The 26,568-nt window shown below is 70.6% G+C and carries 26 protein-coding genes, 1 tRNA gene and 1 pseudogene; 9 read left to right on the top strand and 19 right to left on the bottom strand.

Going from position 1 to position 26,568, the window contains the following annotated elements; translation table 11 throughout:
- Positions 1 to 149 precede the first annotated feature (149 nt).
- Positions 150 to 944: a lysophospholipid acyltransferase family protein gene (locus tag QM772_RS00985; protein WP_415133267.1), complete on the top strand. Its 795-nt coding sequence runs from the start codon at positions 150 to 152 to the stop codon at positions 942 to 944.
- Positions 941 to 1,729 (top strand): glycosyltransferase family 2 protein, encoded by a 789-nt coding sequence (locus tag QM772_RS00980; RefSeq protein ID WP_415133265.1) that lies wholly within the window; start codon positions 941 to 943, stop codon positions 1,727 to 1,729. Before QM772_RS00985 ends, QM772_RS00980 begins: the two co-directional genes overlap by 4 nt.
- 55 nt (positions 1,730 to 1,784) lie before the next feature.
- Here the strand turns inward: QM772_RS00980 and QM772_RS00975 are convergent, their stop codons facing one another.
- The 14 genes from QM772_RS00975 to QM772_RS00910 all read right to left on the bottom strand — a co-directional run bounded on the left by QM772_RS00975 (position 1,785) and on the right by QM772_RS00910 (position 14,835).
- Positions 1,785 to 3,056 (bottom strand): cation:proton antiporter, encoded by a 1,272-nt coding sequence (locus QM772_RS00975; RefSeq protein WP_415133263.1) that lies wholly within the window; start codon positions 3,054 to 3,056, stop codon positions 1,785 to 1,787.
- Between the two features lie 13 nt (positions 3,057 to 3,069).
- Complete coding sequence (fabG, locus tag QM772_RS00970) at positions 3,070 to 3,819, bottom strand: 3-oxoacyl-ACP reductase FabG (protein WP_415133261.1); 750 nt, start codon at positions 3,817 to 3,819, stop codon at positions 3,070 to 3,072.
- Complete coding sequence (locus tag QM772_RS00965; protein ID WP_415133260.1) at positions 3,816 to 4,319, bottom strand: 3-hydroxylacyl-ACP dehydratase; 504 nt, start codon at positions 4,317 to 4,319, stop codon at positions 3,816 to 3,818. Before QM772_RS00965 ends, fabG begins: the two co-directional genes overlap by 4 nt.
- The gene (locus QM772_RS00960) at positions 4,316 to 5,152 is read right to left on the bottom strand and encodes a beta-ketoacyl synthase chain length factor (RefSeq protein WP_415133259.1); all 837 of its coding nucleotides are present in this window, start codon (positions 5,150 to 5,152) and stop codon (positions 4,316 to 4,318) included. Before QM772_RS00960 ends, QM772_RS00965 begins: the two co-directional genes overlap by 4 nt.
- Positions 5,149 to 6,348: a beta-ketoacyl-[acyl-carrier-protein] synthase family protein gene (locus QM772_RS00955; RefSeq protein ID WP_415133258.1), complete on the bottom strand. Its 1,200-nt coding sequence runs from the start codon at positions 6,346 to 6,348 to the stop codon at positions 5,149 to 5,151. Before QM772_RS00955 ends, QM772_RS00960 begins: the two co-directional genes overlap by 4 nt.
- Positions 6,345 to 7,157: a methyltransferase domain-containing protein gene (locus tag QM772_RS00950; RefSeq protein ID WP_415133257.1), complete on the bottom strand. Its 813-nt coding sequence runs from the start codon at positions 7,155 to 7,157 to the stop codon at positions 6,345 to 6,347. Before QM772_RS00950 ends, QM772_RS00955 begins: the two co-directional genes overlap by 4 nt.
- On the bottom strand, positions 7,154 to 8,008 hold the full coding sequence (locus QM772_RS00945) for a polysaccharide deacetylase family protein (RefSeq protein WP_415133256.1): 855 nt from the start codon (positions 8,006 to 8,008) through the stop codon (positions 7,154 to 7,156). Before QM772_RS00945 ends, QM772_RS00950 begins: the two co-directional genes overlap by 4 nt.
- Before the next feature lie 67 nt (positions 8,009 to 8,075).
- Positions 8,076 to 9,689: an ABC transporter ATP-binding protein gene (locus QM772_RS00940; RefSeq protein ID WP_415133255.1), complete on the bottom strand. Its 1,614-nt coding sequence runs from the start codon at positions 9,687 to 9,689 to the stop codon at positions 8,076 to 8,078.
- A 70-nt stretch (positions 9,690 to 9,759) separates the two neighbouring features.
- Entirely contained in the window at positions 9,760 to 10,797 is a 1,038-nt protein-coding gene (locus QM772_RS00935; RefSeq protein WP_415133254.1) for an ABC transporter permease, read from the bottom strand.
- Entirely contained in the window at positions 10,790 to 11,218 is a 429-nt protein-coding gene (locus QM772_RS00930; RefSeq protein ID WP_415133253.1) for a type II toxin-antitoxin system VapC family toxin, read from the bottom strand. The genes QM772_RS00935 and QM772_RS00930 overlap by 8 nt, the downstream gene beginning before the upstream one ends.
- Positions 11,215 to 11,544 (bottom strand): hypothetical protein, encoded by a 330-nt coding sequence (locus QM772_RS00925; protein ID WP_415133252.1) that lies wholly within the window; start codon positions 11,542 to 11,544, stop codon positions 11,215 to 11,217. Before QM772_RS00925 ends, QM772_RS00930 begins: the two co-directional genes overlap by 4 nt.
- A gap of 67 nt (positions 11,545 to 11,611) precedes the next feature.
- On the bottom strand, positions 11,612 to 11,803 hold the full coding sequence (locus tag QM772_RS00920) for a hypothetical protein (protein ID WP_415133251.1): 192 nt from the start codon (positions 11,801 to 11,803) through the stop codon (positions 11,612 to 11,614).
- Between the two features lie 4 nt (positions 11,804 to 11,807).
- A complete protein-coding gene (locus QM772_RS00915) occupies positions 11,808 to 12,821 on the bottom strand; it encodes a microcin C ABC transporter permease YejB (protein ID WP_415133250.1) in 1,014 nt (337 codons plus the stop codon).
- Positions 12,822 to 13,014: 193 nt separating this feature from the next.
- The gene (locus QM772_RS00910; protein WP_415133248.1) at positions 13,015 to 14,835 is read right to left on the bottom strand and encodes an extracellular solute-binding protein; all 1,821 of its coding nucleotides are present in this window, start codon (positions 14,833 to 14,835) and stop codon (positions 13,015 to 13,017) included.
- Between the two features lie 37 nt (positions 14,836 to 14,872).
- Between QM772_RS00910 and fabI the strand changes: the two genes are divergently transcribed.
- Together fabI and QM772_RS00900 are read left to right on the top strand one after the other, a co-directional pair.
- A complete protein-coding gene (gene fabI, locus QM772_RS00905; RefSeq protein WP_415133247.1) occupies positions 14,873 to 15,676 on the top strand; it encodes an enoyl-ACP reductase FabI in 804 nt (267 codons plus the stop codon).
- Between the two features lie 55 nt (positions 15,677 to 15,731).
- Positions 15,732 to 16,592: a DNA ligase gene (locus QM772_RS00900; RefSeq protein ID WP_415133245.1), complete on the top strand. Its 861-nt coding sequence runs from the start codon at positions 15,732 to 15,734 to the stop codon at positions 16,590 to 16,592.
- A gap of 121 nt (positions 16,593 to 16,713) precedes the next feature.
- On the opposite strand, the gene QM772_RS00895 is transcribed toward QM772_RS00900, so the two are convergent.
- The 4 genes from QM772_RS00895 to QM772_RS00880 are packed head-to-tail and all read right to left on the bottom strand — an operon-like array spanning position 16,714 to position 20,947.
- Positions 16,714 to 16,947, bottom strand: coding sequence for a DUF465 domain-containing protein (locus tag QM772_RS00895; protein ID WP_415133243.1), 234 nt, complete (start codon positions 16,945 to 16,947; stop codon positions 16,714 to 16,716).
- 50 nt (positions 16,948 to 16,997) lie between these two features.
- A complete protein-coding gene (locus tag QM772_RS00890; RefSeq protein WP_415139412.1) occupies positions 16,998 to 18,386 on the bottom strand; it encodes an L-serine ammonia-lyase in 1,389 nt (462 codons plus the stop codon).
- Between the two features lie 4 nt (positions 18,387 to 18,390).
- Positions 18,391 to 19,563, bottom strand: coding sequence for a M20 aminoacylase family protein (locus QM772_RS00885; protein WP_415133241.1), 1,173 nt, complete (start codon positions 19,561 to 19,563; stop codon positions 18,391 to 18,393).
- Positions 19,564 to 19,588: 25 nt separating this feature from the next.
- Positions 19,589 to 20,947 carry a DUF3100 domain-containing protein gene (locus QM772_RS00880; protein WP_415133239.1) on the bottom strand — a complete coding sequence of 453 codons (1,359 nt, stop codon included), beginning with the start codon at positions 20,945 to 20,947 and terminating at the stop codon, positions 19,589 to 19,591.
- Positions 20,948 to 21,127: 180 nt separating this feature from the next.
- On the opposite strand from QM772_RS00880, the gene QM772_RS00875 reads away from it, so the two are divergent.
- Positions 21,128 to 22,045 carry a LysR family transcriptional regulator gene (locus QM772_RS00875; protein WP_415133238.1) on the top strand — a complete coding sequence of 306 codons (918 nt, stop codon included), beginning with the start codon at positions 21,128 to 21,130 and terminating at the stop codon, positions 22,043 to 22,045.
- A gap of 80 nt (positions 22,046 to 22,125) precedes the next feature.
- Here the strand turns inward: QM772_RS00875 and QM772_RS00870 are convergent.
- Positions 22,126 to 24,457, bottom strand: a pseudogene (locus QM772_RS00870) (Orn/Lys/Arg decarboxylase N-terminal domain-containing protein); the annotation flags it as partial.
- A 125-nt stretch (positions 24,458 to 24,582) separates the two neighbouring features.
- Between QM772_RS00870 and QM772_RS00865 the strand changes: the two are divergent.
- From QM772_RS00865 to QM772_RS00850, 4 genes are all read left to right on the top strand, one after another.
- Positions 24,583 to 25,008, top strand: coding sequence for an NfeD family protein (locus QM772_RS00865; RefSeq protein WP_415133236.1), 426 nt, complete (start codon positions 24,583 to 24,585; stop codon positions 25,006 to 25,008).
- Between the two features lie 38 nt (positions 25,009 to 25,046).
- Positions 25,047 to 25,964, top strand: a complete 918-nt coding sequence (locus tag QM772_RS00860; RefSeq protein WP_415133234.1) for an SPFH domain-containing protein — start codon at positions 25,047 to 25,049, stop codon at positions 25,962 to 25,964.
- Between the two features lie 23 nt (positions 25,965 to 25,987).
- Positions 25,988 to 26,078, top strand: a tRNA-Ser gene (locus QM772_RS00855).
- A 196-nt stretch (positions 26,079 to 26,274) separates the two neighbouring features.
- Positions 26,275 to 26,526, top strand: a complete 252-nt coding sequence (locus QM772_RS00850; protein ID WP_415133232.1) for a hypothetical protein — start codon at positions 26,275 to 26,277, stop codon at positions 26,524 to 26,526.
- Positions 26,527 to 26,568 lie beyond the last annotated feature (42 nt).

The following is a 26,568-nucleotide window of genomic DNA, read 5'->3' as shown; positions in this document are numbered from 1 at the left end:
GAGGAATTCATGAAAGAACGATCCGCCACATGCAGAACACACGGCGCTGACGCCGCCCGTATCGGCCCAGGCCGGCACCCGCCGCAGGCCGGGCTGCGGCGCGCACGCGACACCCGCCCGCTGGACGACGCCGGGGCGGCACCGCGCGCATGAGGGCCATTGCCGGAGCATTGCGCCGCGCGGCCGAACTGCTGGCCATGCCGCTGGGGCTTGGGCTGCTGGCGCTGATCTGCCTGGCCTGGACGCCGTTCGCGCTGGTGCTGGGCCCGCTGCTGCCGCCCGCCGCGGGCAGGCGCGTCGGGCGCCGGGCGATCCAGACCGGGTTCCGGCTGTACGTCGCCTTGCTGGGCCTGCTGTGCGGGTGCCGGTTCGACCTGAAGGCGCTCGACGGGCTGGCGCGCCAGCCGGGCCCGATGGTCGTGGTGGCCAACCACCCGTCGCTGCTGGACGCCGTGCTGCTGGTGTCGCACCTGCCCGATGCGGTCTGCATCATGAAGGCCGGCCTGATGAACAACCTGCTGCTCGGCGCCGGCGCGCGCATGGCGCGCTACATCGTGAACGATGCGCCGCTGCCGATGATCCGGCGCGCCATCGCCGAGTTGCAGCATGGCGCGCGGCTGATCATCTTCCCCGAGGGCACGCGCACCGCCGAGCCGCCGGTCGGCCCCTGCGGCGCCACCGCCGGCCTGATCGCCGCGCGCGCCGGCGCGCCGGTGCAGGTGCTGGCGATCGAGATGAGCACGCCCTACCTGGGCAAGCGCTGGCCGCTGTGGCACCCGCCGCGCCTGCCGCTGTCGGTCAGGGTCCGTCACGTGGCGCGGCTGGAAGTCAGCCCCGCCAACGCCCACCAGTTCGGCGCCGACATCCGCGCCCTGCTCGGCCGCGAACTCTCCGTCGCGCCCCAGCCGGCACAGGCGCCCGGCACCCGTGCCCGCCCCTCATGACCAACGCTGCCGCGCCAGTTCACTCGCCCACCCACCTGGTGCTCATCCCCAGCTACAACCCGGGCGCGAAGCTGCACGACACGGTGCGCCAGGCGCGCGCGCACTGGTCGCCGGTGTGGGTGGTGGTGGACGGCAGCACCGACGGCAGCGCCGAGTGGCTGCGCGCGCAGGCCGTCCGCGACCCCGGCCTGCGCGTGCTGGAACTGGCGCGCAACGGCGGCAAGGGCGCGGCCGTGCTGCACGGCATCGAGCAGGCGGCGCGCGAGGGCTTCACCCACGTGCTGACCATGGACTCCGATGGGCAGCACCCGGCCGGGCTGGTCCCGCGCTTCATGGCCGCCTCGCAGGCGGCGCCGCGGGCCATGGTGCTGGGCGTGCCGCAATTCGGCGCCGAGGCGCCGCGCATCCGCGTGCTGGGGCGCAAGGTGTCCAACGGCTGGGCCAGCCTGGAGACGCTGGGCGCGGGCATCGGCGATTCGCTGTACGGCTTTCGCGTCTACCCGATCGCGCCGCTGATGCGGGTGATGCGCGGGCAGCGCTTCATGCGCCGCTTCGACTTCGACCCCGAGGCCGCCGTGCGCCTGGCCTGGGCCGGCGTGCCCGCTGTCAACCTGCCGGCACCGGTGCGCTACTTCTCGGCCGAGGAAGGCGGGGTCTCGCACTTCAAGTATCTGCGCGACAACGCCCTGCTGACCTGGATGCACACGCGGCTGTTCCTGGGCTTTCTGCTGCGCCTGCCGCTGCTGCTGTGGCGGCGCATCGCGGCCCGCCGGCAATATGAATGAAATCAGCCTCCAGCGCCCGTCCATCAAACGCTGGCAGCTATATTTTTAGAAGCATTCAACTGCTCGGCGCAAAACGCGGCAGACAGCGCCGGAGCAGCGGCGAGGTGATCACGGTGCTGAAGAGGGCCATGACGACCAGCATGGTGAACATGTTCCGCGAGATCACGCCCAGGTCGTAGCCGACGTTGACGACGACCAGCTCCATCAATCCCCGCGTGTTCATCAGGATGCCCAGCGCCAGCGATTCGGCGCGCGGCTGGCCGGCGCCGCGCGCCGCCAGGTAGGCGGCGCCGAACTTGGCCGCCGTGGCCAGCAGCACCAGCAGCGCGCACCAGCCCCACAGGGCGGGCGTGTCCAGCCCGCCGACGTCGGTGCGCAGCCCGGTGTAGGTGAAGAAAATGGGCACGAAGAACACGGTGACGAACTGGCCCATGCGCTGCTTCCAGGCCGCCGCCAGGCTCCGTTCGTCGTGCAGCAGCACACCCAGGGCGAAGCCGCCGAAGATGGCGAAGATACCCAGCTGGTAGGTCGTCATCCCGGCAACGAAGATGGCCGCGATCAGCAGGCCCAGCAGGTGGTCGGGCAGGGGGTCGTCGCCCGCGCCGCGCTGCGCCCAGCGCACCACACGCTTGAGCAGGGGCCGCGCCACCCACCAGCAGAGCGCGGCGAAGCCCAGCACCAGGGCCACGTTGAGCGCGAACGCGCCGCCCTGGAACCGCGCCACCGCCAGCGTGCTGACCAGCATCAGCAGCAGCCAGCCCACCACGTCGTTGATGCCGGCCGCGCTGACGGCGATCACGCCAAGGGGGCGGCGCGTCAGGCCGAGCTCGATCAGGATCCGGCCCATCACCGGCAGCGCCGTGATCGAGAACGCCGTGGCCACGAACAGCGCCGAGGCCATCGGGTCCGCCTTGGGCGAGAGCACCGGCGCGCTGACCCAGCCGAACGCCAGCCCCAGCCCGAACGGCACCAACAGGCTGGCGACGGCCACCCACAGCACCGCGCGGCGGTTGCGCCGCTCGGTCAGGTGGCCGAAGTCGAATTCCAGCCCGATCTGGAACATCAGCAGGATCAGCCCCAGCTGCGAGAGCACCTGCATCGGCTCGCCCGGCGCCGATCCGAACACGTAGCGGAAGGCGCCGGGGGCGATCCAGCCCAGCAGCGAGGGCCCCAGCAGAATGCCGACCGCGATCTCCCCGACCACGGCGGCCTGCCCCCGGCGGCGCGCCAGCGCGCCGCCCGCCCGCGCCGCCAGCACGATCACGCACAACTGCAGCAGTGTGAAGAACAGCACCGCCTCGGCCCTGTGGACCTCCACTTCCTGCATTTTTCGAGATCCTTCAGCCTGAATACAGCGCGCCGTTGATGGCGATCACCTGGCCGCTGACGTAGGCCGCCTGGTCGCCGCACAGGAAGGCCACCAGGTCGGCCACCTCGCGCGGCTGGCCGGCGCGCTGCATGGGCACGAGGCGCTTGATGGCCGCCTCGTCGAAGGCGCCGGCGCTCATCTCGCTGGCGATGATGCCCGGCGCCACGGCGTTCACGGTGACGCCCCGGCTGGCGCATTCCAGCGCCAGCGACTTCACCGCGCCGTGCAGCCCCGCCTTGGCCGCCGCGTAGTTCGCCTGGCCGCGGTTGCCCGCCTGGCCGGCCACCGAGCTGATGGCCACGATGCGGCCCCAGCGCGTGCGCAGCATGGGCAGCATCAGCGGCTGCGCCACGTTGTAGAAGCCGTTCAGGTTGACGTCGATCACGCGCTGCCACTGCGCCGGCGTCATGCCGGCGAACACGGCGTCCGCGTGCGCGCCGGCATTGCTCACCAGCACCTGGATCGGGCCGGCCTGCAGCGCCGCCTCCAGCGCCTGGGCGCAGGCGTCGGCGTCAGTCAGGTCGAACACCAGCGCCTCGGCGCTGCCGCCCGCCGCGCGGATGCCGGCCACGACGGCCTCGGCGCCAGCCGGGTTGGCGTTGGCGTGCGCCAGCACGTGCAGGCCCTGCGCCGCCAGCGCGTGCGCGATGGCGCCGCCGATGGCGCCGCTGGCGCCGGTCACCAAAGCGCGCCGGGGCGGCTTGGAATCGTCGAGGCTCATGATGAAGAGGATGAAGGCGCGTCCAGCATCACGACCGCCCGGCCTTCCACCAGGCATCGCGCGCCGGCGCTGAGGGAAAAGGTGTAGACGCTGTGGTCGCCGTTGTCGGCGTCGGCGCGCACCTGCACGGTGATCTCGCCCGGCACGTCGTCCAGGCGCGACACGTGCAGCGCCACCGAGCGCACGCTGATCAGGAACCCGCGCTTCGGCCGCACCGCGCCGCGCGCCTCGGCCGCCAGCGCGCCGTGCAGCGCCATGGCCTGCGCCGCGTATTCGATGCCGCAGGCCGCGCCCAGCCGGCCGCCCTGGCGCATGGGGTGGTCGGCATCGCGGTGGCTGAGGGTGCGGCAGCTCAGGCCGCCGGCGTCGGCGCGCAGCACGCCGTCCAGCAGGCACATGCGCCCCTGGTGCGGCACGCGCGCGGCGATCCAGTCGCGGCCCTGGCCGGCGGCCTGCTGGAATACCGCGTCGTCGCGCGGGGCCGTGGCTGCTGCGGTCATGCGAGGGGTTCGACGTCCACCCGCAGCACCTGCGGCGGCAGGTATTCGACCGCCACCGTCCGGCCCTGGCCGGGCGTGCCCAGCAGCGCCGCCAGCAGCGGCAGCCCGCTCAGCGAGGGCATGGCGGCCACGCCGGCAGCCAGCGCCGCGTCCACCCCAGGCGCCACGTCCCGCAAGGAGGTGGGCACGCCATCGGCGAAGGCGCCGCGCCGCAGCAGGCGCAGCTCGGCCAGCGGCCGGGCGCCGGGCGCGGGCGCCAGCACCAGGGCCAGCGCGGCGGTGTCCTGGATCGGCCGCTTGGCGTGCAGCGGCGGCGGGTATTCGCTGTCGCCCGCCACCAGCAGCACCGGCTGGCCCCCGGCTTCGACCTGCACCATGGCCTCCAGCAGGCCGGCGCCGAAGCTGGCGTCGTAGGCGCACAGCACCTGGGCCGCCGGCGTGGCGCCGGTGGCGATGGACCAGTAGCCCGAGGCGGCGTTGTGCACCGAGTTGTGAAAGCGCGTGGGCGAAATCTGCCGGTCGCCCGTCGCCAGCAGCTCGCACAGGGCGTGGCAGTTGTGGCCGTCGCCGCCGGAGCTGGCGAACACGTTGGCCAGGCTGGCCGGCTCGCGCCCAGCCTGCCGGCAGGCTTGCAGGCCCGCCGCGAGCGTGGCCTTGACGATGCGGCTGGCGCGCCGGCGCTCGGCGGCCGGCAGCAGTTCGGGCGCCGGCAAGGCGGTGGGCGCGGCGGCATAGGGCTGCTCGCCGCGCAGCACCGCGGCGGCCGAAGGCCAGTCGTTCAGGCCCGGCGCGACGATGCCGACGCCTTCGATCCAGACGCGCAGTGCACTCATGCGTTTTCCCCGCGTGAGAGGATCAGGCTGGCGTTGCTGCCGCCGAAGCCGAATGAATTCGATAGCACGTGCCGCAGGTCTGGCGCGCGCTGCGGGGCTGAAATGACTTGAACCGGAATGGCCGGGTCCGCCGTCCGCGTGCCCACGCTGGCGGGCAGCAGGCCATGCGCCAGCGCCAGCGCGCCGACCACCGCCTCCACCGCGCCGGCCGCGCCCAGGGTGTGGCCCATCATCCCCTTGGTGGAGCTGCACGGCAGCCCGGGGTGCGCGGCGAATTCGGCCGCCACGGCCAGGCCCTCCGACAGGTCGTTGGCCGGCGTCGCCGTGCCGTGCAGGTTGAGGTAGCCGATGTCGGCGGGCGCCAGCCCGGCCTGCGCCAGCGCCTGCCGCATCGCCGCGCGGGCGCCGCGGCCCTCGGGGTGCGGCGCCGACATGTGGTGCGCGTCGCTGGACTCGCCCCAGCCGGCCAGCACGATGCGGCCCGCGACATCGGTGCGCTCCAGCAGCGCGAAGGCCGCCGCTTCGCCGATCGACAGGCCCTGGCGATTCACATCACAGGGCCGGCAGGGCTCGGGCGAGGTCAATTCCAACGATGAGAAGCCGTACAGCGTGGTCAGGCACAGGCTGTCCACGCCGCCGACGACGGCGGCGTCCGCCAGGCCGGCACGGATCAGCCGGTCGGCGGCGGCGAAGGCCTTGGCCGACGACGAGCAGGCGGTCGATATCGTGAAGGCCGGCCCCCGCAGGCCGAGCAGATCGCGCGCGAAGCTGGTGAGCGCGCCGGTGTTGTGCGTGGCGCGGTAGTCGAACCAGGCGGGCAGCGCGCCCTCGGGGTCGCGCTCGCGGTAGGCGGCTTCGGCCGACAGGATGCCGGAGGTGCTGGAGCCCAGCACCAGCGCCACGCGCTCGGCCCCGTGGCGCGCGATGGCCGCGCGCGCCGCCGCCTCGAAGCCGTCGGCGCGCAGGCCGAGCAGCGCCAGCCGGTGGTTGCGGCAGTCGTAGGCCGCCAGGGGCTCGGGCAGGCGCACGTCGTCCACGCCGGGCACCTCGCCGATCCAGGTCGCCAGGGCGGCGGACTCGAAGTCGCACGGCTTGAGGCCGCTGCGCCCGGTTCGCAGCGCCTCCAGCAGGGGCGCGCAGCCCACGCCCAGCGCGGTGGTGGCGGTGTAGGCGCTGAGCGCCAGCGGCATGCTCATGTGTGCGCGATCAGCATGGTGTTGGCGAACGGCAGGCCGCCCGGCGTGGGCACGGACCGCACCTCGAACCCCAGCGCGTGCAAGGCGGCCTGCCACTGGTCAAGCGTGCGGCCGTGCAGATGCGACCAGCCGTGGCCGCGCACCAGGGTGATGGCCTGGTCGGCCCAGTGGCTCAGGCGGTACGGCAGGCCGGCGGCGGCATCGCCCACGCGCATCACCAGCACGCCGCCCGGGGCCAGCGCGGCGCGCGCGCGGCGCAGCACGTCGTCCTGCGCGTCCGGGGCGAGGTAGTGCAGCACGTCAAGGATGGTCACCACGTCGGCCAGGCCGAAACCGGCCTGGCGGATGTCGGCGCGCTCCACACGCACGCGCGGCTCGCCAGCGAACGCGGCCTGGCCGCGCGCCGCGTCGGCGGGCATCAGCTCCAGCGCGCGCAACCGGGCCACGCGGGGCGGCTCGGGCCAGCCGGCGGGCCAGCGGCCGGCGTCGAAGCGCGCGCGCGCCGCCAGCAGCCACGAGGCCAGCACGGCCTGGCCGCTGCCCAGGTCCAGGAAGCGCCCGCCCGGCTCGGCCAGCGGCGGGAAGGCGCCCTGGCGCAGCAGTTCGATGAACATCGGGTCGCCGCCCAGCTTGCCGCGCGCGAAGTGGTAGGCGAAGCGGCCCCGGCCGCCCTCGCGGTAGCGCAGGCTGGCGGCATCCACCAGCGCGCGTTGCAGCGTCCGCACCGCGGCCGAGCGCGCTGGCGGCAGCGCAGGCACGCCCTGGGGCAACTGCGACCTCGTGAGGGCGCCGCGCTGCTGGACCGTCATGCGGCCTGCTCCCGCCACCGGGGCGCGGCGCCCTCGTCCACCGCGTCGGCCAGCGCCACGCTGCGCAGGCCCCGGGCCCGCAGCAGCGCCAGCAGGCGCGGCAGAACCGCCAGCACCACGGGCTGGCCGGCCGGGGTGCGGGCGGCGTGGCCGTCGTGCAGCAGCAGCACGTCGCCGGCCGCCAGGCGGCGCGTCAGGCGCGCCAGCACGGCGTCGGCGTCGCTGCTGCGCGTGTCGTAGCCGCGACGCGTCCAGGCGGCCAGGCGCAGGCCCTGCCGGGCCAGGACCGGGTCCAGCCACGGGTTGCGCAGGCCCGCCACGGCGCGGAAGAAGCGGGGCGCCCGGCCGGTCACCTCCGCGATGGCGCGCTGGCCGCCCTCCACCTGCTCGGCCATCCGGCGCCGGCCGTAGGCGGCGAAGAGCAGGGGGTGCGAGGCGGTGTGGTTCTCGATGCGGTGGCCGCGCCGCACGATCTCGCGTGCCAGCGCGGCGTGGCGCCGCACCTGCTCGCCGACGCAGAAGAAGGTGGCGCGCGCGCCGGCGGCCTCCAGCAGCGCCAGCACCTGGGGGGTGACGGCGGGGTCGGGGCCGTCGTCGAAGGTCAGCGCGACTTCGCCGCGCGCGGCGGCGGCCGGCGGCAGGCGCGTCAGGTTGGGGCCGAGCAGGCGGCTGCGCGGCCACAGGCCGGCCGTGGCCAGCACCAGGTGGTCGGCCACGATCAGGCCCAGCCACCAGGCCCAGTGCGCCGGCGCCAGCAGCGCGCCGGCCGCGGCCAAGACATGCAGCCCGGCGCTGAAGCGCAGGAAGGGGCTGGGCCGCCAGGCGGTGAACAGGGATCGGGCATCAGGCACGCGGCCGATTATCAGCCAGCCCGCCGGGGGGCTTTTCCTCTGGATCCGGGATGCACGGCGGGCCGACTCAAGCCGCCGCCAGCAGCCGCTGCGTATACGGGTGGCGCGGGTGGCCCAGCACCTGGGCGGCGGGGCCGGATTCAACCACTTCGCCGTCCTTCAGCACCACGACCTCGTGCGCCATGGCCTGCACCACGGCCACGTCGTGCGTGATCAGCAGGTAGCTCAGGTGCTTCTCGCGCTGCAAGCGCTGCAACAGCGCGAGCACCTGCTTCTGGATGGTGACGTCGAGCGCGCTGGTGGGTTCGTCCAGCACCAGCAGCGCGGGCTCGACGATGAGCGCGCGCGCCAGGGCGATGCGCTGGCGCTGGCCGCCGGAGAACTCGTGTGGGTAGCGCGCCAGCAGGCCGGGGAACTGCGCCTCCGTCAGGCCGACCTCGGCCAGCGCGGCCTGCACGCGCCGGGCGCGCTCGGGCGCGGGCAGCTCGGGCGCGTGCACGCGCAGGCCCTCGCCGACGATCTCCTCCACCGCCATGCGCGGCGAGAGGGACGAGAACGGGTCCTGGAACACCACCTGGACCGTGCGGCGCAGCGGCTTGTCGGCGGCGGGCCGGTGCTGCCAGGCGCGGCCGCCGATGGCGAGCTGCCCGCCCACGGTGGCAGCCGGCAGCAGCCCCAGCGCGGCCTGCGCCAGTGTCGATTTGCCGGAGCCGGACTCGCCGATCACGCCCAGCGTGCGGCCAGGCGGGATGGCGAAGCTGGCGCCCTGCACCGCCACGAAGGCGCCTTTCTTGAACCAGCCGCGCACGCCGGGCAGCGGCACCGGGTAGGTGACGCGCAGGTCGCGCGCCGACAGCAGCGGCTCGGCGGCTTCCGGCGGCGCCTCGACCACGTCGCGCTCGGGCTTGCTGGCCATCAGCTTCCGCGTGTACGGGTGCTGCGGCGCGGCGAAGAGCTGCGCGGTGGCGCCCTGCTCCACCAGCCGGCCGTGCTGCATCACGGCCACGCGGTCGGCGAAGCGGCGCACCAGTTGCAGGTCGTGCGTGATCATCAGCACGGCCATGCCGTTGGCGCGCTGCAATTCGTCCAGCAGGTCGAGGATCTGGCCGCGCAGGCTGACGTCGAGCGCGGTGGTCGGCTCGTCGGCCAGCAGCAGCTTGGGCTCGCAGGCCAGGGCCATGGCGATCATGGCGCGCTGGCGCTGGCCGCCGGAGAGCTGGTGCGGGTAGGCGCCGGCGCGCCGCGCGGGCTCGGGGATGCCGGTCTTTGCTAACAAATCGATAGCTGCCTGCGCTGATTGGGCGGGCGATAGAGCCCGTTTCAGCCTCAAAACCTCGGCGATCTGCTCGCCCACCGTCATCAGCGGGTTGAGCGCCGTCATCGGCTCCTGGAAGATCATGGCGATGTCGTCGCCGCGCAGGCCGCGCATCGCCCGCTCGGGCAGCGCCAGCAGGTCGCGCGCGGCCTGGCCGTCGTCGAAGACGGCGCTGCCGGTGGTGCGCGCGTCGTGCAGCAGGCGCAGCAGCGCCAGCGCGGTCACCGTCTTGCCGGAGCCGGATTCGCCCACCAGAGCGAGCTTCTCGCCCGGCGCGATGGCGAAGGACACCTCGTCCACCACCGTCTTGGCGCCGAAGGCGACGCTGAGGCCGCGCACGTCGAGCAGGGGCGCGCTCATCGGCATACTCTCGAATCGATAGCTGCCAGCGCTTTCTGGACGGGCGCTGGAGGCCGATTTGGCTTGTAAAAATGCATCACCGGTCGGCCTTTCGCGGATCGAGCGCGTCGCGCAGCGCGTCGCCCATGAAGGTGAGCAGCAGCAGCGTGAGCACCAGCACGCCGAAGGTGCTGAGGGAGATCCACCACGCGTCGATGTTGTTCTTGCCCTGGCTGAGCAGCTCGCCCAGGCTGGGGGTGCCGGGCGGCACGCCCAGGCCCAGGAAGTCGAGCGAGGTCAGCGCCAGGATGGCCGCGCTCATGCGGAACGGCAGGAAGGTGACCACCGGCGTCATGCTGTTGGGCAGGATGTGGCGCCAGATGATCTGCCGGCTGGGCACGCCCAGGGCGCGCGCGCCCTTGACGTAGTCGAGCTGGCGGTTGCGCAGGAACTCGGCGCGCACGTAGTCCGACAGGCCCATCCACCCGAACAGGCTGAGCAGCACCAGCAGCAGCCCGACGCTGGGCGAGAGGATGGCGCTGAAGATGATCAGCAGGTACAGCTCGGGCATGGCGCCCCATATCTCGATGAAGCGCTGGAAGGCCAGGTCCGTCTTGCCGCCGAAGAAGCCCTGCACGGCGCCGGCCGCTATGCCCAGCAGCACGCCGATGGCGGTGAGCGCCAGTGCGAACAGCACGCTGACGCGAAAGCCGTAGATGAGCTGCGCCAGCAGGTCGCGCCCGCGGTCGTCGGTGCCGAACCAGTTGTCGGCCGAGGGCGCCGCCGGGTTGGGCGACTTGGCGAAGTAGTTGAGGGTGCCGGGGCCGTAAGGGTTGAGCGGGTAGACGGCCCAGTTGCCGGGCTTGGCGAACTGCTGGCGGATGAAGGGGTCGAGGTAGTCCGTCTCGGTGTCGAAGTCGCCGCCGAAGGTCTTCTCGGGGTAGGTCTTGATGATGGGGACATAGAACCGCCCGTCGTAGCGCGCCAGCAGCGGTTTGTCGTTGGAGACGACCTCCGCCGCCAGGCTCAGCAGCACCAGCGCGCAGAAGACGACCAGGCTCCAGAAGCCCAGCCGGTTGCGCTTGAAGCGCAGCCAGGCGCGGCGCGCGGGCGAGAGGCTGGGCGCGTCAGCCATGCGCGCCTTCGGCGAGCAGGTTCTGGAACGGCTCGCGGCTCTTGAAGCGGTAGGCGCCGAAGTCGCGCTCGTCCGTGGTCAGGATGCGGCCGTGGCCCAGGTGCTCGGCCAGCAGCACCAGCGAGCCGTCGGCCAGGTCCATCGACAGGCTGGCGTAGCGCTCCATCAGGTGCGCCAGCCGCTCGGTCTGGGGCGCGTCCCACTGCCAGACGGCGATGCCGCCGGCCGCCACGTCGCGCAGCAGGGCCTGGGCGGCATCGGTGCCGATCCAGCGGGTGAGCAGGTGCGTGGCCTCGGTCAGCACCGGCCAGGTGGTGACCCAGCCCTCGTCCTGCGTGTCCAGCGCCCGCGCGGCGCGGCCGTGCCAGGCGTCGTCGGCGTCGGCCAGGGCGTAGAAGAAGCCGGCGTCGGCGATGATCACGCGCGGCCTTTGGTGGATTTGGGGGCGGCCGGCCGCACCTTGTAGGGCGTGACCGGCTCGTGCACCGCCAGCACGCGCCCGTGGTGCTTGTCGCCCCACCCTTCGGCCAGGCGCGCCTTGTAGCTGCCCGCCACGTCGCCGCGGCCGCTGCGGCCCTGGCCGACGAACGCCGCGAAGTGCATGAGGCCCCCGCGCTGCGCCCGCATCTGGTCGTAGTAGTGCTGCACGCTGGTGCGCAGCACCTCGCTCACGCCCAGGCCGGTGACCTCGGCCAGATAGTTGAGCTGCTGTTCGGCTTCGCCTTCGAAACGTGCGTTGACGCGCATGGTTAGATTCCTCGGAAAAGCAATGTCATGCATTGTATGACAATCGAGTAAATCAGTCAGACTCGGGTCAGAGCGGTGAGTATTGGTCGGCAAACGAGCCGTCATGTGCATCAAGCACCGCATTCCACTCACAGCATGCAGCAGTCGCTTCACGCTGCTTCTGCTCGTGCACTCCTGGGCTGACCGACGCTGCTTCAATAGTGACGGGAAGCTCGAAGCTAACCGTGTGCGCCTCGTTAAATGGCTCAAGCTGATGCATGGCATCAATCGAACTTCACCCGCGGATCCACCCACACGTAGCACAGGTCGCTGATGAGCTTGGTCACGAGGCCGATCAGGGTGAACAGGAACAGCGTGCCCAGCACGACGGGATAGTCGCGCCGGATCACGCTTTCATAGCTGAGCAGCCCCAGGCCGTCGAGCGAGAACAGCGTCTCGATCAGCAGCGAGCCGGTGAAGAAGGCCCCGATGAAGGCCGCCGGAAAGCCGGTGACGATGGGGATCAGCGCGTTGCGGAACACGTGCTTCCACAGCACCTGCCGCTCCGACAGCCCTTTGGCGCGCGCCGTCAGCACGTACTGCTTGCGGATTTCCTCCAGGAAACTGTTCTTGGTCAGCATCGCCGTCACCGCGAAGCTGCCCAGCACCATGGCGGTGACGGGCAGCGTGATGTGCCACAGGTAGTCCACGATCTTGCCGCCCAGGCTCAGGTCGCTCCAGTTGGGTGACGTGAGCCCGCGCAACGGGAACCATTGCAGCTGCCCCCCGAAGACCACCAGCAGCGCCACTCCCAGCACGAAGCCCGGAATGGCGTAGCCCACCAGCACGATCAGCGTGGTGACGAAGTCGAAGCGCGAGCCCGCCCGCACCGCCTTGGCCACGCCCAGCGGCACGGCGATCAGGTAGCTGATGAAGAAAGTCCATAGCCCCAGGCTGATCGAGACCGGCAGCTTCTCGACGATCAGCTCGCCCACCGTCTTGTGCTGCATGAAGCTCTTGCCCAGGTCGAACGTGGCGTACTGGCGCAGCATCTGCACGAAGCGCTCTGGCGCGGGCTTGTCGAAGCCGTACAGCGCCTTCACCTCGGCGATCTGCTGCGGGTCCAGCGCGCGCACGCCGGGCCCGCCGGCGGCGCGCGCCTCCTGGCTGGTGAGCTGGGCCAGCAGCTGCTCGGCCGGCCCGCCCGGCACGAACTGGATCACCACGAAGTTCAGCAGCAGCACGCCCAGCAGCGTGGGCAGCATCAGCAGCAGGCGGCGCGCGACGTAGGAGCCCATAGTCAGCATCTCCTCAGTTCAGTTCTCGCCATGCATTGCGCGAACCGCGACGCATGAAACCGAAAGAGCCCAATGGCCGCGGAGCAGGCCATGCCAGTGCACCCGTGGCCGGGGTTCCCCCGGCCAGTGGGTGCGCCCCCTTGAGGGGGGATGCCGCAACATCGCGCAGCGAGTGGAACAACGGGGGTGGGTGTCATTCGACCCACCACATGGTCAGCATCCACGAGCCGGCCAGCAGCCGCTGGGGCAGCGCCGCCTGCGGGTGCCGCAGGCGCGGCTTGTGGGCCATGAAGTATTGGCGCCCGTAGTACATCGGCACGACGTAGTGCTGGTGCAGCAGGAAGCGGTCGAGCAGCCGCGTGGCGGCGGCCAGCGAGGCGCGGTCGGGGCTGTCCACGATCACCTCGATCAGCTCGTCGAGCACCGGGTCGCTGATGCCGCTCAGGTTCTGGCTGCCCGGCTCGGACGCCGACTTGCTGCCGAAATCGTCGTACAGCTCATTGCCGGGGCTGGAAGAGCCGCCCAGGATGTTCACCGTCATGTCGAAGGCGAACTCGTCCTGCCGCTTCTTGATGAGGCTGGGGTCGCGCAGGCGCAGCGCCAGCCGCACGCCCAGCTTGCCCAGGTTGCGCGCGTAGCCGGCCAGCACCGCCTCCGAGCCGCGGTCGGCGATGTCCATCTCGATCACGAAGGGCCGGCCCTGGGCGTCGCGCAGCGCGCCGTCGCGGTAGGTCCAGCCGGCCTCGTTCAGCAGCCGCTGGGCCTGCACCAGGTTGGCGCGCAGGCCGGCGGCGGTGTCGCCGGTGGAGGCGGGCCGGGGCAGCTCGCCCTGCGTCAGCTGCTCGTAGCGCGCGCGGGTCTTCAGCCGCGCCAGCAGCGCCCGCTCGGCTTCGCTCATCACGGGCTGGGCCATCAGGTCTTCGCTGTTCTGGAAGTAGCTTTGGGTGCGCGCCCGGCGGCCGTAGAACAGGTGCGCGTTCATCCAGTCGAAGTCGAAGGCCAGCGCCAGCGCCTGGCGCACGCGCGCGTCCTGGAAGCGCGGCTGCCGCAGATTGAGCACCAGGCCCTGCATGCCGGTGAAGCGGCGGTGCGAGATCTCCTCCTTGACCAGCTCGCCCGAATCGAAGCGGCGCCCCTTGTACCGGCGCACCCAGGCGCTGATGGAGCCCTCCTCCAGCGCGTCCAGCGCGCCGGCCTTGAGCGACTCCTCCTCGCTCACGCGGTCCTTGAAGTACTCGTAGGTCACCCGCCCGTAGTTGAACATGCCCTTGCGCGACGGCAGGTCGGCGGCCCAGTAGTCGTCGCGGCGCTTGTAGGCGATGCGGCGCCCGTAGTCCGCCCGGTCGATCACGTAGGGGCCGCTGGCGATGGGCGCCTCGCTCACCAGCTGGTCGAAGGGCTTGCCGCGCCCCCAGGCGCGCGAGAACACGGGCAACTGGCCCAGGATCATGTGCAGCTCGGAGTTGCGCCGCTTGAAGTCGAAGCGGATGCTGCGCTCGCCCGTCACCACGGCGGCCTTCACGTCGGCCCAGTAGGCGCGCCAGGTGGGCATGGCGAGCTTGCTCGTCAGCGTGTCGAACGAATGCTTCACGTCCTCGGCCAGCACCGGCGTGCCGTCCGAGAAGCGCGCCTTCGGGTTGAGCCGGAAGCGCACGCTCAAGCCGTCGGGCGCCAGCTCGATGTCCTCGGCCAGCAGGCCGTAGGCCGAGAACGGCTCGTCCTCGCTGTGCGTCATCAGCGAGTCGAACAGCAGCCCGTATTCCGCGAACACGAACCCGTTGCTCGAATAGCCCATGCCCGCCGGCGGCACGCCGCGCAGCGTGAACGGGTTGAGCTTGTCGAAGCTGCCGCTGGCCGACAGCGTGATCTCGCCGCCCTTGGGCGCATCGGGGTTGACGTAGTCGAAATGCGTGAAGCCGGGCGGGTACTTGGGCACGTAGCCCATGCCCATGGCCGGCACCGCCCACGAGGGGCGCGCCAGCAGCAGGAAGGCCAGGAGCACGATGAACCGCATGCGACAATTCTGCCGCTATTTTTCGAGGAGCTAGCGCATGACGACCCCCACCGGCTTTCTGACGGGCAAGAAACTGCTGATCACCGGCGTGCTGTCCAACCGGTCCATCGCCTACGGCATCGCCCGCGCCTGCCGCCAGCAGGGGGCCGAGCTGGCCTTCAGCTACGTGGGCGAGCGCTTCAAGGACCGCATCACCGACTTCGCCGCCGAGTTCGACTCCAGGCTGGTGTTCGACTGCGACGTGGCCAGTGACGAGCAGATCGAGCGCATGTTCGCCGACCTGTCCAAGGTCTGGCCCAAGTTCGATGGCTTCGTGCACGCCATCGGCTTCGCGCCGCGCGAAGCCATCGCGGGCAACTTCTTCGACGGCCTCTCCCGCGAGAACTACCGTATCGCGCACGACATCAGCGCCTACAGCTTCCCCGGCATGGCCAAGGCCGCCCTGCCCTACCTCAGCGACAAGTCGGCGCTGCTCACGCTCAGCTACCTGGGCGCGCTGCGCAGCATCCCCAACTACAACACCATGGGCCTGGCCAAGGCCAGCCTGGAGGCCAGCGTGCGCTACATGGCCGAGGCGCTGGGCGGCAAGGGCGTGCGCGTCAACGGCATCAGCGCCGGCCCCATCAAGACGCTGGCGGCCAGCGGCATCAAGGACTTCGGCAAGCTGCTGGGCACCGTGGCCAGCGCCTCGCCGCTGCGCCGCAACGTCACGATCGAGGACGTGGGCAACGTCGCGGCCTTCCTGATGAGCGACCTGGCCGCCGGCGTGACGGCCGAGATCACCTACGTGGACGGCGGCTTCAGCCAGACGGCGGGCCTATCGGCCGACATGGTGGGTTGACGGCTCTTACAAGTCAAATCGGCCTCCAGCGCTTGTCCAGCAAGCGCCAGCAGCTATGTTTTCTGTAGCAAACCAGCCGCGTCGCGCGTGGCTGCGCGCCGCGCTTTCGCTGCTCGTGGCCGCGCCCGCGCTGGCGCAGACCGCGCCGCCTCTGCTGCTGGCCGGCCGCCACCGCTCCGGCATCGACCTGCGCGACTGGTGGGTGAGCGAGAAGTACGACGGTGTGCGCGGCTACTGGGACGGCCAGCGGCTGCGCACGCGCGGCGGCGAGACCATCGCCGCGCCGGCCTGGTTCACCGCCGGCTGGCCGGCCGAACCGATGGACGGCGAGCTGTGGGCCGGCCGCGGACGCTTCGCGCAGGCCCAGTCCGCCGTGGCGCGCCAGCAGCCGGACGATGCCGCATGGCGCGGCCTGCGCTACATGGTGTTCGACCTGCCGGCGCACGCGGGCAGCTTCGACGAGCGGCTGTCGGCGCTGAACGGCCTCGTCGCCCGCATCGACCGCGCCTGGGTGCAGGCCGTGCCGCAGCGCAAAGTCGCCAGCAACGCCGAGTTGCAGGCCCTGATGCGCCAGGTGGTGCGCGGCGGCGGCGAGGGGCTGATGCTGCACCGGGGCGCCTCGCTCTACCGCGCCGGGCGCGGCGACGACCTGCTCAAGCTGAAGACCCACGACGACGCCGAGGCGCGCGTCGTCGCCCACCTGCCCGGCAAGGGCAGGCACGCAGGCCGGCTGGGCGCGCTGCTGGTCGAAACGCCCGAGGGCAAGCGCTTCGCCCTGGGAACCGGCTTCACCGACGCGCAGCGCGCCGACCCGCCCCCGGTCGGCAGCTGGGTGACGTACCGCTACCGCGGCCTGCACGAAGGCAGCGGGCTGCCGCGCTTCGCCAGCTTCATGCGCGCGCGGGTAAGCGGGTAGCTACGTATTCGATAGCTGCCCGCGCTTGCCAGACGAGCGCTGGAGACCCAAAAGACCATGAAAAAGCCCGCCGGACGGCGGGCTTGATTCCGGTGCCGCGCGCGGGCGGCACAACACAGGCTCACTTGGCCCCGGCGGCGGACTCCTGTCGCAGCAGGGTGTAGAGCTCGTCCTTGACGAGCAGCTTTTCCTTCTTCAACGTCTCGATCTCGGCGTGGATGCCGCCGGCATCGTGCTTTTCCAGCGCGGCGATCTGGTGGTCCAGGTCGTTGTGCTTCTCGAAGAGATGCAGGAAGCGCTGGTGGGTACCTTCGGTCTTCAGGCGGGTGATCAGGTCGCGGTACTCAGGAAACATCGGCTCTCCTCTGGCAGGTGAAACAGTGACGCAGCCATTCTAGACACCCTTCAGCACTCCACCACGTTCACGGCCAGCCCGCCGAGCGAGGTTTCCTTGTACTTGGACTTCATGTCCTCGCCGGTCTGCTTCATGGTGCGGATCACGGTGTCCAACGACACGTAGTGGCTGCCGTCGCCGCGCAGCGCCATGCGCGCGGCGTTGATGGCCTTGACGGCGCCCATGGCGTTGCGCTCCACGCAGGGGATCTGCACCAGCCCGCCCACCGGGTCGCAGGTCAGGCCCAGGTTGTGCTCCATGCCGATCTCGGCGGCGTTCTCCACCTGCCGGGGCGTGCCGCCCTGCGCGGCGGCCAGCGCGCCGGCGGCCATCGAGCAGGCCACGCCGACCTCGCCCTGGCAGCCGACCTCGGCGCCCGAGATGGAGGCGTTGGTCTTGTAGAGCATGCCGATGGCCGCGGCGGTGAGCAAGAAGTCGATGACGCCCGCCTCGCTCGCGTCCGGCACGAACTTCATGTAGTAGTGCAGCACCGCCGGCACGACGCCGGCCGCGCCGTTGGTGGGGGCCGTCACCACGCGCCCGCCGGCGGCGTTCTCCTCGTTCACGGCCATGGCGAAGGCGTTCACCCAGTCCATCGCCGCCAGCGGGTCGGCGCCCAGGCCGCCGGCCGCCGAGAGGCTGCGGTACAGCTCCGGCGCGCGACGGCGCATGTGCAGCACGCCGGGCAGCGGCTCGGCCGCCTGTGCGTTGCCGATGCCGAAGCCGCGCTGCACGCAGTCCTGCATCACCTGCCAGATGCGCAGCAGGCCGGCGCGCACCTCGGCCTCGGGGCGCCAGGCGCATTCGTTGGCCAGCACCAGCGCGGCGATGGAGCACTGCTGCGCCGCGGCGTGGGCCATCAGCTCGTCGCCGGTGCGGAACGGGAACGGCAGCGCCACGGCGTGCGCCGCCGTGGCGGGCGCCTCGGCGCCGCCCTCGACCACGAAGCCGCCGCCGACCGAGAAGTAGTGCGCCTCGCGCAGCAGCGCGCCGGCGGCGTCGAAGGCGGCCACGCGCATCGCGTTGGGGTGCTCGGGCATCGAGCGCTCGCCGAGGAAGGCGATGTCGCGCCGCGCGTCGAAGTCGATGGCGTGCGTGCCCAGCAGCGACAGGCGTTTGTCGCGCCGCAGAGCGGCAATGGATGCGGCGGCGCGGGCCGGGTCCACGGTGTCGGGCGCCTCGCCCATCAGGCCCAGCAGCACGCCCTGGTCGGTGGCGTGGCCGCGGCCGGTGGCGCCGAGCGAGCCGAACAGCTCCACCCGCACCCGCGCGGTGCCCGCCAGCAGGCCCTGCTTCTCCAGCGAGCGCGCGAACATCAGCGCCGCCCGCATCGGCCCCACGGTGTGCGAGCTGGAGGGGCCGATGCCGATCTTGAAGATGTCGAAGGCGGAGAGCATCAGCGCGTCATGCGGCAGGCAGCTGCTGCTTGACCAGGGCCACCCAGTACGCCGCGCCCAGCGGCAGGATGGCGTCGTTGAAGTCGTAGTAGGGGTTGTGCACCGGCGGGTCGTTGGCGCCCTCGCCGCCGCCGATGATGATGTAGGCGCCGGGGCGCTTCTGCAGCATGAAGGCGAAGTCCTCCGAGCCCATGGCCGGCGGGATGTTGGTGTCCACCTTGTCCTCGCCCACCAGGCTGGCGGCGGCGGTGGCGGCGGCGGCCGTCTCCTTGGGCGTGTTGACCACGCCCGGGTAGCCGCGCATGTAGTTCAGCGCCACCCTGGCGCCGTGCGTGGCCGCCACGCCGTCGCAGATGTGCAGCATCGCGGCCTGCACCTTGTCCTGGATGCCGGCGTCCAGCGTGCGCACCGTGCCGCGCAGCACCACCTCCTCGGGGATCACGTTCCAGGTGTCGCCGCCGTGGATCTGCGTGACGCTGACCACGGCCGAATCGGTGGCGCCGATGCGGCGGCTCACGATGGTCTGCAAGGCGTTCACCAGTTGCGCGGCCACCACCACCGAGTCGATGCCGGTCTCGGGCATGGCGCCGTGGCTGCCCTTGCCGGTGACGGTGATCTCGAAGGTGTCCAGGTAGGCCGTCATGGTGCCGGTGCGGATGGCGAAGCGCCCGCGCGGCAGGCCCGGGTAGTTGTGCATGCCGTACACGGCGTCGGCCGGGAATTTGTCGAACAGCCCCTCCTCCACCATCACGCGGCCGCCGCCCTCGTTCTCCTCGCCGGGCTGGAAGATGAAATGCACCGTGCCCTTGAAGGGCTTGTGCCGCGCCAGGTGCGCCGCCGCGCCCAGCAGCATGGCGGTGTGGCCGTCGTGGCCGCAGCCGTGCATCTTGCCCCGGCAGGTGGAAATGTGCGGCTTGTTGCCGCCCAGCTCCTGCATGTTCAGCGCGTCCAGGTCGGCGCGCAGGGCGATGGTGGGGCCCTCGCCGTTCTTCAGCGTGGCCACCACGCCGGTGGTGGCCAGGCCCCGGTGGATGGGCAGGCCCATCAGCGTGAGCGCCTGGGCCACCACGTTGGCGGTGCGGTGCTCCTCGAAGGCGGTCTCGGGGTTGGCGTGGATGTCGCGCCGCCAGGCGAGCATGCTCTGGCGGATGTCGTCGGCGATCTCGGGGTCGCGGTACATGGCTGTCGTCTCCGTGGCGTGGGAATCAATGAAAGAATTCGGCGATCAGTGTCGCACCCAGGAAGGTGCCCGCCGTCGCGGCCAGCGACACCACCACGATGCGCCAGCCCAGCCGGCGGAACAGCGGCAGATCCTTGGCGACCGAAAAGCCCGCCAGCGCCAGCACCGGCGTGGTGAAGGCCAGGAAGTTCAGTTTGCCCGTCAGCTCCAGCACGGTGGCGGTGAACGGAAACAGGCCCGGAATGCCGATCGCCGTGGCCGCCATGGCCAGCGTGATGACCAGCGGCAGCCTCGGGATCAGGCGCTTGAGCGCCGTGATCGCGGCCACGATGGCCACGATGACGAGCATGCCTTCCAGTGACGCCAGCGGCGACACCTTGTACGACACGGCGTTGGCGATGATCACGCCACCCGTCATCAGCACCCAGGCCAGCAGCGAATCGCCCAGCGTGAAGCCGTGGGCGTGGCTGAGCGCGCTCCCGGCATCGGGCGCGGCCTCTTCCTGGGCCTGGCGGCCACGGGCGGTCAGGCGGCCCAGCACGGGTTCCAGCTTGTAGTACAGCCAGGAGCAGGCCGGCAGCGACAGAAAGAGCGTGAAATAGAAGCCCACCACCATGGTCAGCAGGTTCGACGCCGCGGCGATGGCGGTGACCTCCTCCACCATGTGAGGCGGCAGTTGCGCCGTGATGGTGCCCAGCGCGGCCGCCATCAGGCTGCCCGAGCCCACGCCGGCGCCCATGGCCAGCGAGCGCGGGTCGAAGATGTTCAGGCTGGCGATGAAGCCGGCCAGCACGGCGATGAACAGCGCGCCCAGCACCGTGCCGGTGATGTACTCGGCCAGCACGCCGCGGCCCTCAGCCGAGGCCATGCCGTACTTCTCGCCGATGATGGCGATGTTGCCCTCGCGGCCCACAGAGAAGGTGGAGCCCACCGCCTCGCGCTTGATGCCCAGGATCAGCGCCAGCGGCAGGCCCAGCGCCAGGGTGCCGAAGGCGTGGCCGAACTCCTGGAAGAACAGCGCCCAGCCGGCCTTCATGACCAGCGGCAGCGCGCCGCCCACCGTCAGGCTGAGCTTGACGACGAACAGCAGCAGCGCTGCGTTCAGCAGCCCGCCGGCCAGGCCCTGCAGCCCCCTGTCGATACGCACCACGGCGGGCAACTGGTTGTGCGCCGCGCCCCAGGCGGCGGCCATCAGCAGCGCCCACAGCATGGGCAGCAGCACGACCTTGCCGGGGCCGGCCTGGAACTGGGCCGGGCCGATGAACTCGGCCAGGGCCACGACCACCAGGGTCACGATCAGCAGGCGCAGTTTGCCGCCGCCGGTGACGGCGGCAGGCGCCGGCACGACAGACGCAGCGGCGGAGGGGGTTGTCACGGCATCCATGAATTTCTCCTGTGTAGTGGGAATGTGCCTCGGGGGCCGCGCCAGCCGCCCGGCCCCGCTTCACCGAACGACGCGCCCCGGCAGGCAATTGTGAAGTGTCGGGCCGCAAAGTACTTGCATCAATGACACCAAAGATGGATATTTGCTGCATAAAACGCAACACTTGGAGAGCCCACCGCCATGAGCACCCCGAACGATGGCCTGGACCTGCGCCGGCTGCGCTATTTCATGCAGGTGATGGAAAGCGGCTCCGTGCGCGGCGCCGCCGAGGCGCTGGGCATGGACCCGTCGGCGGTGAGCCGCGCCATCAGCGCGTTGGAAGCCGGCTGCGGCCTGGCGCTGCTGGAGCGGCGCGGCCGCGGCGTGGTGCCCAGCGACGCCGGCCGGCTGCTGGCCGACTACGCCCAGCAGCAGGGCGCGCAGCAGCAACGGCTGCTGGCGCAGTTCGCCAGCATCCAGAAGGTCGAGCGCGGGCACGTGGACCTCATCGCCGGCGAAGGCTTCGTGGACTGGCTGATGCACCTGGGCCTGCGCCGCTTCATGGCGGCGCACCCCGGCATCACGGTGGATCTGACGGTGGGCAGCACCGACGACATCGTGCGCGCCGTGGCGGAAGAGCGCGCGCAGATTGGCCTGGCGTTCCAGCCGCCGAAGGACGAGCGGCTGTGCGTGCACCATGCGCACCCGCACCCCATCCAGGCCCTGGTGCCGGCCGCGCACCCGCTGGCGCGGCTTAAGCGCCCGCTGGACCTGGCCGATCTGCTGCCTTACCCCGGCGCGGCCCTGCACCACGACTACGGGGTGCGCCAGCACGTGGAAGCCGCCGAGGTGAGCGAAGGGGTGCGGCTGAACATCGTGTTCACCACCTCGTCCTTCAAGGCGCTGAACCACTTCGTGGCGGCAGAACTCGGCTATGCGCTGTCGCCCATCCCCCCCGAGGCCGAGCCGGTGGTGGCGCTGCCGATGCGCAACCCGCTGCTGTCGCAGGGCAGCGTGGTGGCGATCGCGCGCGAGGGGCGTCCGCTGCCGCTGGCGCCGGCCACGCTGCTGAAGACCATCGTGCAAGACATGGAGGCAGCGGCCGCACGGGCAGGCTGACGCCCCCGGGGTTTCAAGCCTTTTCGGCCTCCAGCGCTTGCCAGACAAGCGCTGGCAGCTATTATTAGGATAGCATCCTCGAACGAGCTGTCGCTGCCCGCCCGCACCAGGCTGGCCCGCGGCCTCGGGCGTGGCCGCGCTTCAGGACCCGGCCACGCAGTCGGCGTAGAAGCGCACGCCGCCGTGGTCGTCGTGCACCTCGACCAGGCCGTGGATGTCGGTCTCGAAGCCGGGGCACATCAACGCGAACTCGCGCGCGAACTTCAGGTAGTCCACGATCTTCCTGTTGAACACCTCGCCCGGGATCAGCAGCGGAATGCCGGGCGGGTACGGCGTGATCAGGCTGGTGGTGATGCGGCCCTCCAGCTGGTCGATCTCCACCCGCTCCACCTGGCGGCGGGCGATGCAGGCGTAGGCATCGGCGGGCTTCATGGCCGGCGTCAGCTCCGACAGGTACATGTCGGTGGTCAGCCGCGCGATGTCGTACTTGGCGTAGAGCTGGTGCACGTGCTGGCACAGATCGCGCAGGCCCATGCGCTCGTAGCGGCGGTGCTGGGCGCAGAACTCCGGCATGATGCGCCACATCGGCTGGTTGCGGTCGTAGTCGTCCTTGAACTGCTGCAAGGCCGTCAGCAGCGTGTTCCAGCGGCCCTTGGTGATGCCGATGGTGAACATGATGAAGAAGCTGTAGAGGCCCGTCTTCTCCACCACCACGCCGTGCTCGGCCAAAAACTTGGTGACGATGCTGGCGGGGATGCCCGTCTTGTCGAACTTGCCGTCCAGGTTGAGGCCGGGCGTGACGAGGGTGGCCTTGATCGGGTCCAGCATGTTGAAGCCCGAGGCCAGCTTGCCGAAGCCGTGCCAGCTTTTCTTGGCGCTGCCGTTCTTGATGATCCAGCCCTCGGCCGTGCCCATGCCCTCGGGCGCCAGCGTTTCCGGCCCCCAGACCTGGAACCACCAGTCGTCCTTGCCGAAGTCCTGCTCCACCTTGCGCATGGCGCGGCGGAAGTCCATCGCCTCGACGATGCTCTCGGCCACCATCGCGGTGCCGCCGGGCGGCTCCATCATGGCGGCGGCCACGTCGCAGCTGGCGATGATGCTGTACTGCGGGCTGGTCGAGGTGTGCATCAGGTACGCCTCGTTGAACAGGTAGCGGTCCAGCTTGACGTTCTGCGAGTCCTGCACCAGCACGTGGCTGGCCTGGCTGATGCCGGCCAGCAGCTTGTGGATGGACTGCGTGGAATACACCACCGACTGCTTCGGCCGCGGGCGCTTCTTGCCCATGGCGTGGTAGGTGCCGTAGAACGGGTGGAAGGCGGCGTGCGGCAGCCAGGCCTCGTCGAAGTGCAGGTTCTCGACGTAGCCGTCGAGCATGCCCTTGATGGCCTCGGTGTCGTAGAGCACGCCGTCGTAGGTGGACTGGGTGAGCGTCAGGATGCGCGGCTTCACCTTGTCGGCGTCCACGTCCTTCAGCAGCGGGTTGGCACGGATCTTGGCTTTTATCGCGGCCGGCTCGAACTCGCTCTTGTGGATCGGCCCGATGATGCCGTAGTGGTTGCGCGTGGGCTTGAGGAAGACGGGGATCGCCCCGGTCATGATGATGGCGTGCAGGTTGCTCTTGTGGCAGTTGCGGTCCACCACCACCACGTCGCCCGGCGCCACCGTGTGGTGCCACACCATCTTGTTGCTGGTGCTGGTGCCGTTGGTGACGAAGAAGCAGTGGTCGGCGTTGAAGATGCGCGCCGCGTTGCGCTCGCTCTCGCCGATGGCGCCGTCGTGGTCGAGCAGCTGGCCCAGCTCCTCCACCGCGTTGCAGACGTCGGCGCGCAGCATGTTCTCGCCGTAGAACTGGTGGTACATCTGGCCGATGGGCGACTTCAGGAACGCCACGCCGCCCGAATGCCCCGGGCAGTGCCACGAATACGAACCGTCTTCCGCATAGTCCAGCAGCGCCTTGAAGAACGGCGGCTGGATGCCCTCCAGGTAGCTCCTGGCCTCCCGCACGATGTGCTTGGCCACGAACTCCGGCGTGTCCTCGAACATGTGGATGAAGCCGTGCAGCTCGCGCAGCACGTCGTTGGGCAGGTGCTGGCTGGTCTTGGTCTCGCCGTGCAGGTAGATGGGCACGTCGCTGTTCTTGCGCCGCACCTCCTGGATGAAGGCGCGCAGCGCCTGCACGGCGGTGTCGGCCTCGGGGTCGCCGCCCAGCTCCTCGTCGTCGATCGACAGGATGAAGGCGCTGGCGCGGCTCTGCTGCTGCGCGAACTGCGCCAGGTCGCCGTAGCTGGTGGCGCCCACCACCTCGAAGCCCTCGTCCTCGATCGCCTTGGCCAGCGCGCGGATACCCAGGCCGGACGTGTTCTCGGCGCGGTAGTCTTCGTCGATGATGACGATGGGAAAGCGGAATTTCATGGGCAAGCTCCGGCCCCGGGACTTCGAGGCAGCGCGCAAGTGTACGGAATTAGGGCGACACATCCGTGTGCAGCCGCCCGCATGGCCGACAATGCGTGTCCATCGTCTTCAAGGAGGGTCCGCACATGGCTGAATCAACCGTCTGGTGGATCGTCACCGGCCTGCTGGTGGCGGCCGAACTGGCCACCGGCACCTTCTATCTGCTGATGCTGGCCATCGGCGCGGCGGCGGGCGCGCTGGCCGCGCACGCCGGGCTGGCGCTCAGCGGCCAGGTCGTCGCCGGCGCCATCGTCGGCGGCGTGGCCGTGGTGGCCGCGTACCTGGCGCGCCGCCGCCGCCCCGGCGACCCATCCGCGCGCGCCGAGCGCAGCGTGAACCTGGACGTGGGCGAAACCGTGCAGATCGACGGCTGGGGCCCCGACGGCACCGCCCATATCCGCTACCGCGGCGCCCAGTGGACCGCCCTGCACCGCCCCGGCGTGGCGCCGCGCCCCGGCCCGCACCGCGTGGTCGAGCTGGTGGGCAGCCGCCTGCTGGTCGAACCCCTCTGAGTCCCTTTGCAAACCCTTCCCGAAAGGAAACACAGCCCGTGGAAATCGCACTCGTCCTACTCGTCGTCGCCGTCCTGTTCATCAGCCGCTCCGTCAAGGTGGTGCCGCAGCAGAACGCCTGGGTGGTGGAACGCCTGGGCAAATACCACGCCACGCTGGCGCCGGGCCTGAACTTCCTGGTGCCCTTCGTCGACCGCGTGGCCTACCGGCACAACCTGAAGGAGATTCCGCTCGACGTGCCCAGCCAGGTCTGCATCACGCGCGACAACACGCAGTTGCAGGTGGACGGCGTGCTGTACTTCCAGGTCACCGACCCGATGCGCGCCAGCTACGGCAGCAGCAACTACATCAGCGCCATCACGCAGCTGGCGCAGACCACGCTGCGCAGCGTGATCGGCAGGCTGGAGCTGGACAAGACCTTCGAGGAGCGCGACATGATCAACGCCCAGGTGGTCGAGGCCATCGACGAGGCGGCGCTGAACTGGGGCGTGAAGGTGCTGCGCTACGAGATCAAGGACCTGACGCCGCCCAACGAGATCCTGCGCGCCATGCAGGCGCAGATCACCGCCGAGCGCGAGAAGCGCGCCGTCATCGCCACCTCCGAGGGCAAGCGGCAGGAGCAGATCAACCTGGCCGAAGGCCAGAAGCAGGCCGCCATCGCCAAGTCCGAGGGCGAGAAGCAGGCCGCCATCAACAACGCCCAGGGCGAGGCCGCCGCCATCACCGAGGTGGCCAACGCCACCGCGCTGGCCATCGCCCGCGTCGGCCAGGCCATCCACCAGCCCGGCGGCGAGCAGGCGGTGCAGCTCAAGGTGGCCGAAAAAGCCGTCGAGGCCTACAGCCGGGTCGCCGAGGACGCCACCACCACCCTCGTGGTGCCCAGCAACATGACCGAGGTCTCGGCCCTCATCGGCTCGGCCATGAAGATGGTGCAGGCGAACAAGGCGGCGAGCTGAGGCCGGTTACAATGCGCGGTTCTGGAGCGGTGGATGAGTGGTTTAAGTCGCACGCCTGGAAAGCGTGTGTGGGTTAATAGCCCACCGCGGGTTCGAATCCCGCCTGCTCCGCCAGAAATCATGTTTTGACTGCTCACCACTGTTCAAAACATGCCCCAAAAAGCCCCGTAGATCATGGATTTGCGGGGCTTTTTGTTTTCCGATGTTTGGGATTGTCGCCGAGCAGCCGGGCTTTCTTGGAGGTATGTTTGGGGTGCTGCGATGCCTACCTGGGTGGGGTATTAAACCAAACGAGGCTCCCTTCTTGCTCTTGACCAACACCGAAGTTCTAAAGTCCAGACCCGCCGCCGCGCCCCTCAAGCTGGCCTACGGCCGGCGCCTCTATCTCCCGCGGTGCCAAAACCACGCGGGCTATGTACTGCGCCGGCCAAAGACCAACGTGCTCCCGGCCATCAGCATCCGCCCTGTGTCGAAGATTGAATCGCCCGAGCTGGTGGCCATCACCAAGGACGCCACCAAGTGCAGCGCCCTGGAGGTTGCCACGCAACCTGCAAACCGGTGAGCAAGTGTTCCGCTACGCCATCGCCCACAGCCTTGCCAGCCG

This window comes from Ottowia sp., from assembly GCF_047601385.1.
Taxonomy (GTDB): Bacteria; Pseudomonadota; Gammaproteobacteria; order Burkholderiales; family Burkholderiaceae_C; genus Ottowia.
Note: the sequence above shows the minus strand (reverse complement) of the source record. Positions and strands in the feature narration are given on the sequence as shown.